The organism is Pseudooceanicola marinus, from assembly GCF_020177265.1.
Lineage (GTDB): Bacteria > Pseudomonadota > Alphaproteobacteria > Rhodobacterales > Rhodobacteraceae > Pseudooceanicola > Pseudooceanicola marinus_A.
On record NZ_JAIVMC010000001.1, the window covers coordinates 725,362 to 738,767 of the forward strand.

The following is a 13,406-nucleotide window of genomic DNA, read 5'->3' on the forward strand; positions in this document are numbered from 1 at the left end:
GAGAGAGCAATGCCCACGGAAATCCTGATGCCCGCCCTCTCTCCGACGATGGAAGAAGGCACGCTGGCCAAGTGGCTGGTGAAGGAAGGCGATACGGTCAGCTCGGGCGACCTGCTGGCCGAGATCGAGACCGACAAGGCGACCATGGAATTCGAGGCCGTCGACGAAGGTGTCATCGGCAAGATCCTCGTCTCCGAAGGCAGCGAAGGCGTGAAGGTGAACACCCCGATCGCCGTGCTGCTGGAAGAGGGCGAAAGCGCTGACGACATCGACAGCGCCGAGGCGCCCAAGTCGGAAGCGAAATCCGAGGCCAAGGCCGACGACGGTGCCAAGGCAACGGACAAGGTTCCCGGCGCCGGTACCCAGGGCGGCGCGGCCGCAGGCACCGGCAAGACGCCGGACACCCCTGCCCCCGCAGCCCCCAAGGATGCCGACGGCAAGCGCATCTTCGCTTCGCCCCTGGCGCGCCGCATCGCCGCGCAAAAGGGTCTGGACCTGGCCAGCCTGAAGGGCTCCGGCCCGCATGGGCGGATCGTGAAGGCCGATGTCGAGGCCGCGGAGGCCAAGCCCGCCACCGCCAAGTCCGAGGCCGCCGCGCCGAAGGCCGAAGCCGCGGCCCCGGCCGCTGTCGGCACCGGCCCTTCGACCGAAGCCGTCCTCAAGATGTACGAGGATCGCGAGTTCGAGGAGGTGAAGCTGGACGGGATGCGCAAGACCATCGCCGCCCGCCTGACCGAGGCCAAGCAGACCATCCCGCATTTCTACCTGCGCCGCGACATCAAGCTCGACGCGCTGATGAAGTTCCGTGCCCAGCTGAACAAGCAGCTGGAAGGCCGGGGCGTGAAGCTGTCGGTCAACGACTTCATCATCAAGGCCTGCGCCCTGGCGCTGCAGTCCGTGCCGGATGCCAATGCCGTCTGGGCCGGCGACCGGGTGCTGAAGCTGAAGCCGTCGGACGTGGCCGTGGCCGTGGCGATCGAAGGGGGCCTGTTCACCCCGGTGCTGAAGGACGCGGACATGAAGTCGCTCTCGTCCCTGTCGGCAGAGATGAAGGACCTGGCGGGCCGTGCGCGCGACCGCAAGCTGGCGCCGCATGAATACCAGGGCGGGGCCTTCGCGGTCTCCAACCTCGGCATGTTCGGCATCGACAACTTCGACGCGGTCATCAACCCGCCGCATGGCGCCATCCTGGCCGTCGGCTCGGGCGTGAAGAAGCCGGTCGTGAACGACGAGGGCGAGATCGAAGTGGCAACGGTGATGTCCGTCACCCTGTCGGTCGATCACCGCGTCATCGACGGGGCTCTCGGCGCCGAGCTGCTGAAGGCCATCGTCGAGAACCTGGAAAACCCGATGGTGATGCTGGCCTGACGCCAGGCGCCCGTCGCGAATAACAATGAAACGCCCGCGAGGAGAGATCCTTGCGGGCGTTTTTTCATGTCCGGACGCCGGTTTGGTGACCTAGTCACAGACCCTGGCGCGCGCCCGGGTCTAGACCGGTCCAGCGGGAGGAGAACCGCACCGAAGGACCCGTCATGGACTGGAAAGACTACCTCGACGACACGTCGGACGCTTTGAACCGTATCCGCAAGGTCAAACCCCAGATCGGCGAAGGCTTCACCGCCCTGCACAAGGCCACCATGGCGCCCGGCGCCCTGTCGACGAAGGAGAAAGAGCTGCAGGCTCTGGCCATCGGCATCTCGCAACGCTGCACCGATTGTATCGGCTTCCACGTCCGCGCCGCGCAGCGCGCCGGCGCCACCCGCGAAGAACTGATCGACACCATCGGCGTCGTCGTGATGATGGGCGGCGGCCCCGCCTACATGTACGGCGCCAAGGCGATCGACGCCTGGGATGATCTGGGCTGACCGCCCCATCCTCCGACTTTCGCCGCCCCGGGCGGCGACCCATCAAGCGAAGGACACAGACGATGGACTGGAATGACATGCTCGGCGACACGACCAAAGGTCTGCGCGAGATCAAGAAGGTGAAACCGGAGATCCAGAAGGGCTTCGGCGCGCTGCACAATGCGGTTCTGGACGAAGGCGTGCTGTCGGTGAAGCACAAGGAGCTGCAGGCGATTGCCATCGCCGTCGCCATGCGCTGCAACGATTGCATCGGCTCGCACATCGTCTCGGCGATCAAGGCCGGCGCCACCCGCGAAGAACTGGTCGATACCCTGGGCGTCGCCGTCCTGATGGGGGGCGGCCCGGCCTATATGTACGCGGGTCATGCCATCGACGCCTGGGACGACCTGTCGGACTGATCCGGGCCCTGCGGCGCGGCCCCGCTGCCTCGCGGGCTTTCGCCCGTGCCCCCTTCCGGTTCCCGTCCGGGCGGCCTAGGGTCGCCCGGCACGCAAAGACCCGGAGGCCGCATGCCCATCACCCACTACGGCGTCTGGACCGGCACACCGGTACGGGTGGATGCGGAACGGGCCGACCAGGACGCCGAAAGCCCCCATATCCACCTCTACTTCGAGGATGGGACGCCGGGGCGTTTCGACGGGGCCAAGCAGGCGGCGATCAACGTGAAATCGCTGACCGCCGTGTCGGAACTGGTCTACTGGCACCTGCCCGACCTGCGCCACCCGCTGACCCAGGCCCTGGCCGAACTGCCCGATGGCTTTCGCCGGCTGACCAGCAAGCCCGGGGGCGCGGCGCTCGACTACATCCGCTCGAACATCCTCGATTTCAGTGCCGGGCGCGTGTTGCCCCATGACCTGCCCGGGCGGCAGCCCAACGACCTGATCGACTTCGTCCTGCCGGAGCTGCGCGCGGCCATCGCCCTGGGCGCCCGGGTGCATCTGCTGGGGGAACCCTATGACGATCTTCAGGGGCTGCACGACCTGCACATGAACCAGGGCAGCCATGGCCGCTTTCGCAAGGACAACGGGCCGTGGCAGGACGGCGCCGTGCTGCTGCACTACCCGCATGAAGACCGCTATGCCGGGCTTTTCTTCGCCTTCGTCAGCCAGGCCGTGCACACCCACGACCGTACCGGCCACCCCCTGCCCGGCGCCGAGAGCTTCGCCGATCTGCTGGGTTTTCAGGCCGCCGCGCCTGAGGCCGGCACCGCGGGCTGGCTGCCCGAGGCGCCGCCCGCCCTGCCCGACCGCCGCGTGGCGATCATGGGGGCGCTGGTCAATCCGCGCGGGTCCGACATCTTCCCCGAGGAGCTGGATCAGCCCGAAAGCGTCTACTTGGTGAACCGCTCGGCCGAGGGGCTGTCGCTGGCGGGCTGGTCGATCGTCAACACCATGGGCGAGGCCCGGGTGCTTTCGGGTGATGCCTGGCTGGCACCGGGCGCGGTGCTGACGGTGCCCATGAAGGGTGTCAGCCTGTCGAACCGCGGCGGCACGATCACCCTGCTGGATCCGGCCGGGCTGAAGGCCGATGGCGTCAGCTATACCGCCGCCGAGGGCAAGCCCGAGGGCCGCATCCTGACCTTTCGGCCAGGCTACTGATACCGCCGGGCCATCGCGCGTGAAAAAGGGCGCCCGGGGCGCCCTTTGCTCTTCGCTGTCGTGATCCGGCCGGGGTCAGCTGTTGCCCAGCAGTTGGTCCATGCTCAGCGCCGGCTGATCGCAACCCGCCTTGCCGACGATCTTTGCCGGCACACCGGCCACGGTCGTGCAGGGCGGCACCTCGTGCAGCACCACCGACCCGGCCGCAATGCGCGAGCAATGGCCGACCCTGATGTTGCCCAGCACCTTGGCGCCCGCGCCGATCAGCACACCATCCTCGATCTTCGGGTGGCGGTCTTCCTCTTCCTTGCCGGTGCCGCCCAAGGTCACCGAATGCAGCATCGAGACGTTGTCGCCCACCACGGCGGTTTCACCCACCACGATGGAATGGGCGTGGTCGATCATGATCCCCTTGCCGATGCGGGCAGCGGGATGGATGTCGATACCGAAGACCTCGGAATTGCGCATCTGGAAGAAGTAGGCCAGGTCCTTGCGCCCCTCCTTCCACAGCCAGTGCCCGATACGATGCGCCTGCACCGCCTGGAAGCCCTTGAAATACAGCAGAGGCTGGATGAAGCGATGGCAGGCGGCGTCGCGGTCATGGATCGCCACGATATCGGCCCGCGCCGCATGGGCGATGCCCGGATCGGAGGAGATCGCCTCATCGCAAATCTCGCGCAGAAGCTGGCCGGGCATCTCGTCCGAGGCCAGTTTCATCGCGACGCGGAAGGCCAGCGCGCGTTCGATGGAGGGGTGGTGCAGGATGGTGGAGTGGACCAGCCCGCCCAGGAGCGGCTCAGCCGCCACGGCCTCGTCGGCCTCGCGCAGGATGCGGTCCCAGACGGGGTCGAGCTCCGCCAGCTTGGGGTTGCTATGTGCCATGGTCTTTTCCCGTTGCGGGCCTGGGGACGGCCCTGGATATGTCTTGACCATAGCAGATAGGCGCGTCGGGGAAAATGCAAAGCCGTGACACACCCGATCACGAACGGGAATGCCACGGCTGAGGATCTTTCGATTGGCTGATGACAGCTTTTACGCCTGGAAGGCCAGCCGCGCCCCTGCGCCAGGGCCGAAACTGGCCGAGACCTGCGCCACCTCCAGTTCCGCCAGCCCGCTGAGGCCATCGGCGGATTGGGCAGCGGCGCTGTAGGTCCAGCCCGTCGCCTCGACCGTTTCCTCGCGTATCACGGCGCCGCCTTGGCGGATCCGCAGCAGGAAGGACAGGCTTTCCTCGCCCAGGGGCACCTCGGCCAGATCCCAGCTGTCGCCCTCGATCCGCGTGCGCCGCATCCAGCTGAAGGCGATGTCGCCGCCCCCTGCCGGTGTCGCCCGCAAATGACAGGGCGCATAGGGTTTCAGCCCGATCCCGTCGAAGGCCAACACCTCGTGCAGGTAACTGGGGTCATCGGGGCCGCGCTGCGCCGGGCCGATGCGATAGTGCCGCGCCAATCGCCGCTGGCTGGGCGCCAGGGTGATCTGTTCCGGCACCCCGTTCAGCAGCACCACCCAGGACCCTTCCGGCCAGACCTCGGGCATCAGCGCCTCCGATCCCAACTGCCCGCGCAGGCGGTGGCTCAGCAGATAGCTGCGTTCCCCGGTCAAGACGGCGTCGCGGAACTGGAACAGCTCCCAGTTGCCGGGCTGACCGTCCCCGATGGCCATGAGGTTCGCCCCCGACAGCAGGGCCTCCTCCACAACCGAAGCCAGCGCGCCGGAGGTCAGCGTGACCCCCAGGGGGGCGCCCCGGTCCACCCGGCCTGCCGGGCCGCGCGCCAGGTCGGTCGTGGTCACCCCGATGGTTGCCCGCGCCTCCAGCACCCGGTCCAGCTGATATCCCGCGTCAGAGGCCGAAGCATAGACCGCCGCCGCCCCTGGCCAGGGCTCCGCCGTCACCGCGATATGCGGGGCATGGGGCACCTCGTCGCCGCGCATCAGCGGCAGGTCCAGCCACAGGGGCAGGACCGGCAACGGCGGTGTGTAGGGCGTGACCCGGGGCACGGTTTCGACCAGAGCTCCAGGTTCGTAGATCTCGGCGGCGATGCGCACCGCCTCCACCTGGCTCAGGACGCCATGTTCGGCCCGGTCGATCCGGTAGAGCGCATGGCCCGTCTCCTCGGCCACCTCGACCACATCTCCCGCCCCGATCTCCCGCCGCGAGGGCGGCAGCGCAAAGCGCAGCGTGTCCCGCGCCACCCGCGCCTCCGCCAGCCAGCGTTCGACCACCTGCCGGCCCTCGCCCCGGCTCATCGCCAGGGGAATCTCGCTCCCGGCGACGCTGCGACTGTCGTCATCGGGCAGGATCGCCTCCTCGGTGATCGCCTCGAACTCGCCACCCGCCTCCACGAAGCGCAGGCGCACGCGGCCCGCCATCTCCGCCTCGGGCGCGCGCTGGCGTTCCAGCGTGCCCTCCAGCTCGGGTGAGACCGCAAGTTCCTCCGGCTCAACCCGCGCATCCACGCGCCCGTCGCGCATGATGAATCGGATCACCCCGTCGCGTTCCACCGCGTCGAATCCATAGCGCAGCATCAGCGGCTGAAGCGCGGCGCGCGGCGTGCGCAATTCATCGTCCAGATAGCCGCTGACAACACCGTAGAGACCGCTGACGTCGTAATGCTGCAGCCCGGCCGCCTCGCATATTTCGCTGACCACCGAGGCCAGGGAGCGCGACGACGCCCGCCCGGTGATCCAATGCCCCGCCGCATGGTTGCCACCGTCGCTCCACAGCTCGCGATTGTTGGGGAACACGGGATAGGGCCGCGCGTCCCAGGCCCAGACGAAGGCGCGCGTCATGTCCAGCATCGGCCCGCCGTATTCCACCGACAGCGGGTTGTGCGACGGGTCGGTCCAGTAGTCGAGCATGACCCGCAGGTACTGCTGCTGGATCAGCTCGTCCCGTGCGCCGGTCGAGTAGTACGGCACGGCACTTTCCGAGCTCTTCGGATCGAGGAACTTGTTCGGCTGGTTGGTGCCCTTGTCGACGGCCGCGCAGCCCAGTTCGGTGAACCAGATCGGTTTCGACTGCGGCACCCAGTCGGTCGGCACCTCCTGCCGCACCCCGTCGATCCTTTCGTGGTGATCGTTCAGCCACCAGTTCCGCAGGTCCTTCACCCGCCAGACCCAGGGCTCCCCATGGGCGCCATCCGTGATCGGCGTGCGGATCTGCGCCGCCCGGGCCTCCGGCGAATGGTAGTACCAGTCGTAAAGCTCCCCGCCCTCGATATTGCCCGCAAGGTAGGCCGGATCGTAGATCGTGGCGTGGTCAGCGGCATCCAGGTGCGCGTCACCCTCGCGCCAGTCGGACAGGGGCAGGTAATTGTCGATCCCGATGAAGTCGATCTCCGGATCGGACCACAGCGGGTCGAGGTGGAAGAACCTGTCGCCGGTGCCGTCCTGCGGCTGGTAGCCGAAATATTCGCTCCAGTCGGCGGCATAGCCGATCTTCACCTCCGGCCCGAGGATCGCCCGCACCTCGGCCGCCAGCGCCCTCAGCTCGGCCACGGCAGGGAAGGTGTTGTCCGCCCCGCGCAGTTGGGTCAGCCCGACCATCTCGGACCCGATGCAGAAGCTGTCGACGCCGCCGGCTGCCGCGCAAAGGGCCGCGCAATGCAGGATGAACCGGCGGAAGCCCCATTCGTTCGGGCCGCTGTAGCTGACATGCCCGCCCCAGGTGCTGAAATCCGAGGCTGACGCGGTGCCGAAGAAGTCTGCGACCTCCTGCGCGGCGAGGGCCGTGCCATCGGGCGAACCGGGCCGCCCGGGGCCCTGTGATCCGGTGATCCGTCCCCGCCAGGGCAGATGCGCCTGCCCCTCCTCGTCGCCGTAGGGATCGGGCAAGCTGTTGCCCGCGACCTGGTCCATCAGGATGAAGGGATAGAACATCACCGCCTTGCCACGGGCCTGCAGCGCCTGGATCGACTCGATCACCGAGGCATCTGCGGGCGTGCCGCCATACAGCAGTTCGTCCGCCTCGTCCCGCACTACCAGTTCCGCCGTTCCCCGGGTCAGCCCGGCCACGCGCCAGGGCATCTGCTTTCCGTCGAACTTGCGCTGTTCGACCTTGGGGCGGATCGTGCAGTCTCCACAGCGCAGGTCATCGCCGAACCAGCTGACGATCAGCGACACGGCCTCGCAGCCGGTCAGGCTGTCATCCAGCTGATCCAGCGCGGTGGCCAGATCACTTTGACCGGAGGCGGAGTTCAGATTGGCCTGGCCGACGTTCCCGGCGCCATAGTCATAGGTCACATGGCGGGTCGCCAGCGCATATTCGCCGCTGCCCGGCATCAGGGCCACGGCCCGCACAGCATGGGCCACCTCCTCCTCCGCCTCGGGCAGCGAAAGCGGGGCGGGCCGGATCACCTCGAAGGTGAACTGCGGCACCCGGTTGCCGAATTGCTCCAGCTCCAGGTCCTCGAAGACGACATAGGCCGTGCCACGATAGGCCGGCACCTTGCCGGCGCCCTCGACCGCCTCCATCTTCGGGTCCGGCAACTGGTCGGCGCTGCCCGTGTAGACGTGCATGCCCAGGTCCGCCGGGGCGACCTCGGCCCCGTCGGCCCAGATCCGCCCCACGCCCGAGATCTCACCCTCGCAGAGCGCGACAGCCAGGCTGACAGAATAGGAATAGCGGGTCACCTTCGGGCTGGCCGGGCGCCCGCCCTTGCCGCCGCCCCCGCCAGAGGTCTCGGCGGTCTCACGGAACTCCGAAGCCCAGATGACCTGACCGGCCACGCGCATCCGCCCGTAAAGCCGCGCGATCGGATCGCCCTCGCCCACGCCAGTCAGGCGGAACCGCTCCACCCGGCCCGTTTCCACCGCCTCTGCGCCCTGCCCCATGAGCCGCTGGTCGATGACACGCCCCAGGGTCGCGCCGACGAACCGCCCGGCGGCCACCGCCGAGAGCCCCAGGACGGAGCCGCCGATAGAGCCGCCGATGGCCGCACCGGCGGCGGAAAGAAGAACCGTTGCCATGAAAGTACCTCGTCAGGAGATCGGGTCGGGAAAGCGGAAGGCCGCCACGATGCGTCGGCGCCAGGGATCGCTCAGCGGGCTTTCGACCACCGCGTGGCCGGAATAGGCGTGGATGAACCGGGGCGCCTTGCCGTCCTGCGACAGGATGCCGAGGTGTTTGGCGACCGCATCCGCCCGCATCCGGAACAGAAGCACGTCGCCAGGCTCCGGCACGCCCGGGCACGGGTGCAGGTGCCGCAGGGCCGCGCGCCAAAGGCGCTCGTCCCGCTGCGGCTCGGACCAGTCGGGCGTATAGGCCGGCACCTCTTCCGGCTCCGCCCCCAGGACCTCCCGCCAGACCCCGCGCAGGAGGCCGAGGCAGTCGGTCCCCGCCCCTTGAACGGAGCCCTGATGCCGGTAAGGCGTACCGATCCAGCCGCGCGCGGCGGCCACGAAAACCTGCCCCCGGCTCATCGCCGCGACCCGCCGCCGGAGCCGCCGCTACGGGCGGGGTGAACGGTCAGCCAGTCCTCGCCCGGGATGTCCGGAAACCCCTGGTAGTTCAGAATGTTGTCGAACTTGGCGCCGCAAGTGTCGAACCGCTTGTCGCAGCCCGCCTCCAGCAGATATCTCGCCCCGTCGCCCGGGGACGTGGCCAGCGGGGTCCACAGCTCGATCTCCCGCCCCTCGCCGGTGTCACGATCACCCTTGATCGGCACCATCAACCCGGCGGCCGGTCCGCTTCGGACCTCCAGCCGCCCATGGGTGAACCACCCCTCGGCATACCCTGCCAGCGGCGGAAAGCGCAGGGTCGACAGGTCCGTGACCTCCACTGCTTCGACCTCCAGGCGGTAGCCGGGGTGATCCAGATCCACGGCGCAGCCCGCCCCGCCCAGCACCGCTCCGCAGGGCTTGCGATAGACCCGGCCCATCGGTTGGTTCAGCACCTCCGACAACCCGCGAAGCTCGGCGCGGAAGGCACCGGCGGCGCGGGTTATCTCTCCGATCGTCCCGCGAAACACCTGCTGGCGCTCCTCCGGGGCGGCCCAGTTGACCAGCCAGGCGACGATCTCCGCGCCGTCGAACCGGCCCGCCTCGATGTCCTCCTCGCTGAGGGCTGCGTCGCTGAGCGCGCCGATGGCCTCGCTATTGTCGACCGACAGGCCCGTGCCCTGTTGCAGTGCGGAGGCCGACAACCCGGTATCGGCACGAAAGGCGATCCCATCGAAACTCAGGTCGCGGTCATGGTCGGTGAACCCCATCACCGGGCCGTCGCGCCGGGTGATCGCCCAAGCGTGGCAGGTGGTCGTGGCACCGCTTTGGAGATGGGCTGAAAGCGCAGCATCAAAGGACATCAGACCCGCACCTCCACCACCGGCACATTCGGCACGTCGCCTGCCCGGAAGGAGGCGACCGAGGTCTGGATGCGGTCGGTGTCGAACCGCACCGGCACGTCGAACTCGAACCCGGCGGTGACCTCCATGCCCAGCTTGGGCGGCTCGGCGAAGGTCACGCTCCCGGTCGTCGTGTCGACCTCGTAGTGGATCCCCTCCTGCAGTTCGTCGTCCTCGACGCCCGCGCGCACCGTCCCGGCCACCGGCTTGGTGATCGGCCGGGCGTAACTCTGCGCGCCCGAACGATAGACCTTCATCAGCGGAAAGGCCCGCGTCTCGCCGTCGCCCAGGGCAATGACCTGGTCGCGGAAATCCACTTCCGCACTCGGCAGGCAGGACCGGAAATCCGCCCAGTCCTTCCAGCGGAACCCATGCAGCTGGCCCTGACGCGCCTCGAAAAAGGCAATCAACACCTCGACATCGTCGAGCGAACGCATGGAAACCCCGGCATCATAGCGCCGCCGGGAATGGGCCCAGGGGGTGTTGCGCTCCTCGAAGCCGTTGGCAAGCGTCACCACCTCGGTGCGCCGCTCAGGCCCCCCGGTGGATCCGAAGGACAGGTTGGCGGGAAAGCGGACCTCGTGAAAGGACATGGCGACCTCCTCAGCGGTTGCGCTGGCCGCGCGACAGCGCCCGGCCCATCTGTGCGGCGATCTGGCTCTGGGACCGGCGGAAGCCCTCGACATCCGGGGTGGTCACGTTGATCACCACGTTCACCGGGCGCCCGCCACCTTCCATCCGCACGCCGAGCGACCCGTCAGTTCCGCGCGACAGCGGCATGATCGCCTCCGGCCCCGCCTCGCCCATCAGGCCGGTGGCCCCGCGCATTGGGAAATAGGTGGGGGAAGAAACGACGCCGCCCTTCGCAAAGGGCAGCACGCCCTGCACCAGACTGCCGACCCCCTGGGCGATCATTCCCCCGAAGTGGTCCGTGACCGGTTTCACAGCCGCCGAATAGGCCGCATTCGACATCGACATGGCGACGGTCCGCATGGCGTCCGATAGCTTCATCCCGTCGAACAGCACGCCGTCCAGCGCCCGGCGCAGCCCCCGGCTGAGGCCCCGCTCCAGGGTCTGCACATCCTTGCCGGTCTCGGCCAGGGCGGCACGCATCCGGCGCAGCTCACTGTCGAACCCGGCCGCCATGTCGGCGGCACCGCCCAGGCTGTCGTCCAGACTGTCCACCTGCGCCTGCAGCGCCTCCAGTCCGTTCAGTTGATCACTCATCTCGCTCTCCCTTGCCCATGGCGGACGTGCCATCCGGATAGGCGGCCAGCAATTCGTCCAGACGCGACCGGCCCAAGGCTGCGGCCGCCCCTTGCCGCTCTCCCAGCATCAGGCGCAACTCGGCAGGCGTCAGTGCCCAGAACTCTGCCGGGCGCAGACCCAGGCCGCGCAGACCGGCCTGCATCAAGGCGGGCCAGTCCAACCCGCTCACCCCGCGCCCTCCGGCAGGGCAAAGGCACGGGCCATCAGTTCGGCCGCCTTGCGCGCGGCCTGCATCGGCCCGCCCTCGATCTCGGCCTGCATCAGGTCCTCGGGCCGCCCCTGCCAGCCGCCACCGCGCAGGCCGGCCACAATCAGTGCCAGCACGTCGCGGGTGGAAAAGGCCCCGGCCTCGAACCGCTCCGCCAGCTCGACCAGACCGCCGGCCTCCAACAGCGTTTCCAGCTCCGCCAGCGCGCCCAGGGTCAGCTTCATCACGTGGCGCTGCCCGTCCAGGATCAGCGCCACTTCTCCGGCATGAGGATTGGCCATATCAGAGCGCCTTAAAGTTCAGCGCGCCAGCCGAGGCCATCGACAGCTCGTAGGTCGCCTCGCCATTATGGGCGCCGGCGTATTCGATTGAGGTCACCTGGAAAGGCCCCTCGATGATGCCGAAATCGGGGATCACCACCTGAAAGTTCGGCGTCTCCCCGTCGAAGAAGATCTGCCGCGCACGTTCGTCACTGCCCGCGTCCCGGAAGACACCGGATCCGCTCAGGCTCGCAGACCGCACGCCAGCTCCGGCCAGCAACTCGCGCCAGCCGCCCTGACTTTCCAGGCTGGTCACATCGACCGTTTCCGCGTTGAAACTCAGCCGCGAGGCGCGCAGCCCCGCCAGCGTCTCGAACAGACCGGCGTCGGTCATGTCCACCTTGATCAGAAGGTCCTTGCCATTCTGCGCCACCATCATCGTCACTCCGTCGAAAGGGTCAGGTATCGTGGACCCGCGCGCGATAGCGCAGGTCGATGCGGCGCAACTGCCCCGCTTCGTCGCGTCGTGCGCGGGCCTTCAGGAAATGCAGGCCCGCCAGGACGCCGCGCGACAGCGCCGGCAACGGCTGATCCAGCGCATCGCTGACCGCCGCCGCCACCGCCTTGGCCGTCTGAAACCCCGCCTCCGAGGTGACGACCGAGATCACCAGGTCATGCTGTGCGCCGCCGCCACACATGGTGGACCAGTCGCGCGCCTGCTCGGGCCCCAGGGCCACATAGGTTTCGGGGGCCGGGCCGGCGGGCGGCGCGTCGAAGATCGCGTTGCCTACAAGGGTCGAGAGACCGGGGTCCGCCGTCAGCCGGCTGTAGATCGCTTCCTGCAGCGCAGCGGCCATCGCATAGCTCATGCCAGAACCTCCTCGCGGGCACGGCACAGCAGGTAGCGGCCCGAGGCATCGCTTTCCTGCACCCCATCGATCAGGTAGATCCGGGCGTCGTCGCGAAATCGCTGACCCGGCTGCGGACGGCTTTCGGCCCCCTGGGCCGCGCCCCGCACTGTGATCTTCAGGCGCTGCTGATGGCTGGCCAGTCCGGCCCGATCCCGGGCTGCGCCCGATCCCGGCCGCACCTCGGCCCACAGCGTGCCCAGGGCTTCCCAGCTGCCGGTGTAGCCGCCGCTGCCATCGGGCTGGCGTACCTCATGTTCCAGCACCAGGGGGCGGGTCAGACGCGGGCTCATGCGCCACCTCCCAGGCCGATCCGGATCGGTCGGTACCGCTCCAGCAGCGCAGTGACCCCGAAGGGTGTACAGCCTTTGCCAAGCGCCACATCATGCCGGTACTCATAGTAATGCGCCGCCATCAACAGCACCGCCTGCGCCATGTCCGGCGGGACCGTGCTCCAGCTGCGTGCGGCCCCAGCAGTGACAAGAACTTCCGCGCGCCCGCCCTCGGACAGCTTGGGCAAGGCGCCAGTCACGGCACGCAGGCGAGGTTGCAAAGGATCCGGCTGCAGATCGTAATCCTCCTGCGCCTCCACCGTCTCGCCCCCTGCCGCGTCGATTAGCGTGACGCTATCCACCGAGACCACCGGCGCGATCGGGAACGGCTGTCCGTCGGGATGGCTCCAGGCGTGGACGATCCAGCGAAACTGGCGCTGGAAGATCACCTGCCCGGTGCGTCCCTCGATCGCCGACAGCGCCGCGCGCAGATACCCCTCCAGGATACCGTCCTGCGCGGTGTCCTCGGCGAACCCGCTGCCCAGATGCAGATGCTGTTTCAGCGGCGTGATCGGAAGCAGATCCGCATCCACCTGGCTGACTTCAATCAAGATCATGGTCGTACTCCGATACCCGGAACCTGCGCCCCAGCCGTTCACGGCGGGGCTGATACCCTCGACGCGTG

At 68.3% G+C, this 13,406-nt stretch carries 16 protein-coding genes; 4 read left to right on the forward strand and 12 right to left on the reverse strand.

Going from position 1 to position 13,406, the window contains the following annotated elements; all coding sequences use genetic code 11:
- Positions 1 to 9: 9 nt before the first annotated feature.
- The 4 genes from LC066_RS03320 (at position 10) to LC066_RS03335 (ending at position 3,463) form a co-directional block, all read left to right on the forward strand.
- On the forward strand, positions 10 to 1,368 hold the full coding sequence (locus tag LC066_RS03320) for a pyruvate dehydrogenase complex dihydrolipoamide acetyltransferase (protein WP_224896527.1): 1,359 nt from the start codon (positions 10 to 12) through the stop codon (positions 1,366 to 1,368).
- A gap of 164 nt (positions 1,369 to 1,532) precedes the next feature.
- Positions 1,533 to 1,865: a carboxymuconolactone decarboxylase family protein gene (locus LC066_RS03325; protein ID WP_224896528.1), complete on the forward strand. Its 333-nt coding sequence runs from the start codon at positions 1,533 to 1,535 to the stop codon at positions 1,863 to 1,865.
- 62 nt (positions 1,866 to 1,927) lie between these two features.
- Entirely contained in the window at positions 1,928 to 2,263 is a 336-nt protein-coding gene (locus LC066_RS03330; protein WP_224896529.1) for a carboxymuconolactone decarboxylase family protein, read from the forward strand.
- A gap of 111 nt (positions 2,264 to 2,374) precedes the next feature.
- A complete protein-coding gene (locus LC066_RS03335) occupies positions 2,375 to 3,463 on the forward strand; it encodes a DUF2278 family protein (protein WP_224896530.1) in 1,089 nt (362 codons plus the stop codon).
- Between the two features lie 75 nt (positions 3,464 to 3,538).
- Here LC066_RS03335 and cysE read toward each other — a convergent pair whose 3' ends face one another.
- The 12 genes from cysE to LC066_RS03395 all read right to left on the reverse strand — a co-directional run bounded on the left by cysE (position 3,539) and on the right by LC066_RS03395 (position 13,338).
- The gene (gene cysE, locus LC066_RS03340) at positions 3,539 to 4,345 is read right to left on the reverse strand and encodes a serine O-acetyltransferase (RefSeq protein ID WP_085886974.1); all 807 of its coding nucleotides are present in this window, start codon (positions 4,343 to 4,345) and stop codon (positions 3,539 to 3,541) included.
- Positions 4,346 to 4,495: 150 nt separating this feature from the next.
- Positions 4,496 to 8,431 carry a glycoside hydrolase/phage tail family protein gene (locus tag LC066_RS03345; protein ID WP_224896531.1) on the reverse strand — a complete coding sequence of 1,312 codons (3,936 nt, stop codon included), beginning with the start codon at positions 8,429 to 8,431 and terminating at the stop codon, positions 4,496 to 4,498.
- 12 nt (positions 8,432 to 8,443) lie between these two features.
- Positions 8,444 to 8,884: an NlpC/P60 family protein gene (locus tag LC066_RS03350; RefSeq protein WP_224896532.1), complete on the reverse strand. Its 441-nt coding sequence runs from the start codon at positions 8,882 to 8,884 to the stop codon at positions 8,444 to 8,446.
- The gene (locus LC066_RS03355; protein ID WP_224896533.1) at positions 8,881 to 9,765 is read right to left on the reverse strand and encodes a DUF2163 domain-containing protein; all 885 of its coding nucleotides are present in this window, start codon (positions 9,763 to 9,765) and stop codon (positions 8,881 to 8,883) included. Before LC066_RS03355 ends, LC066_RS03350 begins: the two co-directional genes overlap by 4 nt.
- Positions 9,765 to 10,397 (reverse strand): DUF2460 domain-containing protein, encoded by a 633-nt coding sequence (locus LC066_RS03360; RefSeq protein ID WP_224896534.1) that lies wholly within the window; start codon positions 10,395 to 10,397, stop codon positions 9,765 to 9,767. Before LC066_RS03360 ends, LC066_RS03355 begins: the two co-directional genes overlap by 1 nt.
- Before the next feature lie 10 nt (positions 10,398 to 10,407).
- On the reverse strand, positions 10,408 to 11,031 hold the full coding sequence (locus LC066_RS03365; protein ID WP_224896535.1) for a phage tail tape measure protein: 624 nt from the start codon (positions 11,029 to 11,031) through the stop codon (positions 10,408 to 10,410).
- Complete coding sequence (locus LC066_RS03370) at positions 11,024 to 11,242, reverse strand: rcc01693 family protein (protein WP_222474676.1); 219 nt, start codon at positions 11,240 to 11,242, stop codon at positions 11,024 to 11,026. Before LC066_RS03370 ends, LC066_RS03365 begins: the two co-directional genes overlap by 8 nt.
- Positions 11,239 to 11,562 (reverse strand): gene transfer agent family protein, encoded by a 324-nt coding sequence (locus LC066_RS03375; protein WP_222474677.1) that lies wholly within the window; start codon positions 11,560 to 11,562, stop codon positions 11,239 to 11,241. The genes LC066_RS03370 and LC066_RS03375 overlap by 4 nt, the downstream gene beginning before the upstream one ends.
- 1 nt (position 11,563) lies before the next feature.
- Entirely contained in the window at positions 11,564 to 11,977 is a 414-nt protein-coding gene (locus tag LC066_RS03380; protein ID WP_224896728.1) for a phage major tail protein, TP901-1 family, read from the reverse strand.
- 22 nt (positions 11,978 to 11,999) lie between these two features.
- On the reverse strand, positions 12,000 to 12,410 hold the full coding sequence (locus LC066_RS03385) for a DUF3168 domain-containing protein (protein ID WP_224896536.1): 411 nt from the start codon (positions 12,408 to 12,410) through the stop codon (positions 12,000 to 12,002).
- Positions 12,407 to 12,742, reverse strand: a complete 336-nt coding sequence (locus LC066_RS03390) for a head-tail adaptor protein (protein WP_224896537.1) — start codon at positions 12,740 to 12,742, stop codon at positions 12,407 to 12,409. Before LC066_RS03390 ends, LC066_RS03385 begins: the two co-directional genes overlap by 4 nt.
- A complete protein-coding gene (locus LC066_RS03395) occupies positions 12,739 to 13,338 on the reverse strand; it encodes a hypothetical protein (protein WP_224896538.1) in 600 nt (199 codons plus the stop codon). The genes LC066_RS03390 and LC066_RS03395 overlap by 4 nt, the downstream gene beginning before the upstream one ends.
- Positions 13,339 to 13,406: the final 68 nt, after the last annotated feature.

What these genes read in the sequence shown, in the direction of transcription:
- LC066_RS03320 (WP_224896527.1), top strand. Translation starts at nt 10, where the DNA reads ATGCCCACGGAAATCCTGATGCCCGCCCTCTCTCCGACGATGGAAGAA.
- LC066_RS03325 (WP_224896528.1), top strand. Translation starts at nt 1,533, where the DNA reads ATGGACTGGAAAGACTACCTCGACGACACGTCGGACGCTTTGAACCGT.
- LC066_RS03330 (WP_224896529.1), top strand. Translation starts at nt 1,928, where the DNA reads ATGGACTGGAATGACATGCTCGGCGACACGACCAAAGGTCTGCGCGAG.
- LC066_RS03335 (WP_224896530.1), top strand. Translation starts at nt 2,375, where the DNA reads ATGCCCATCACCCACTACGGCGTCTGGACCGGCACACCGGTACGGGTG.
- cysE (WP_085886974.1), bottom strand. Translation starts at nt 4,345, where the DNA reads ATGGCACATAGCAACCCCAAGCTGGCGGAGCTCGACCCCGTCTGGGAC.
- LC066_RS03345 (WP_224896531.1), bottom strand. Translation starts at nt 8,431, where the DNA reads ATGGCAACGGTTCTTCTTTCCGCCGCCGGTGCGGCCATCGGCGGCTCT.
- LC066_RS03350 (WP_224896532.1), bottom strand. Translation starts at nt 8,884, where the DNA reads ATGAGCCGGGGGCAGGTTTTCGTGGCCGCCGCGCGCGGCTGGATCGGT.
- LC066_RS03355 (WP_224896533.1), bottom strand. Translation starts at nt 9,765, where the DNA reads ATGTCCTTTGATGCTGCGCTTTCAGCCCATCTCCAAAGCGGTGCCACG.
- LC066_RS03360 (WP_224896534.1), bottom strand. Translation starts at nt 10,397, where the DNA reads ATGTCCTTTCACGAGGTCCGCTTTCCCGCCAACCTGTCCTTCGGATCC.
- LC066_RS03365 (WP_224896535.1), bottom strand. Translation starts at nt 11,031, where the DNA reads ATGAGTGATCAACTGAACGGACTGGAGGCGCTGCAGGCGCAGGTGGAC.
- LC066_RS03375 (WP_222474677.1), bottom strand. Translation starts at nt 11,562, where the DNA reads ATGGCCAATCCTCATGCCGGAGAAGTGGCGCTGATCCTGGACGGGCAG.
- LC066_RS03380 (WP_224896728.1), bottom strand. Translation starts at nt 11,977, where the DNA reads ATGGTGGCGCAGAATGGCAAGGACCTTCTGATCAAGGTGGACATGACC.
- LC066_RS03385 (WP_224896536.1), bottom strand. Translation starts at nt 12,410, where the DNA reads ATGAGCTATGCGATGGCCGCTGCGCTGCAGGAAGCGATCTACAGCCGG.
- LC066_RS03390 (WP_224896537.1), bottom strand. Translation starts at nt 12,742, where the DNA reads ATGAGCCCGCGTCTGACCCGCCCCCTGGTGCTGGAACATGAGGTACGC.
- LC066_RS03395 (WP_224896538.1), bottom strand. Translation starts at nt 13,338, where the DNA reads ATGATCTTGATTGAAGTCAGCCAGGTGGATGCGGATCTGCTTCCGATC.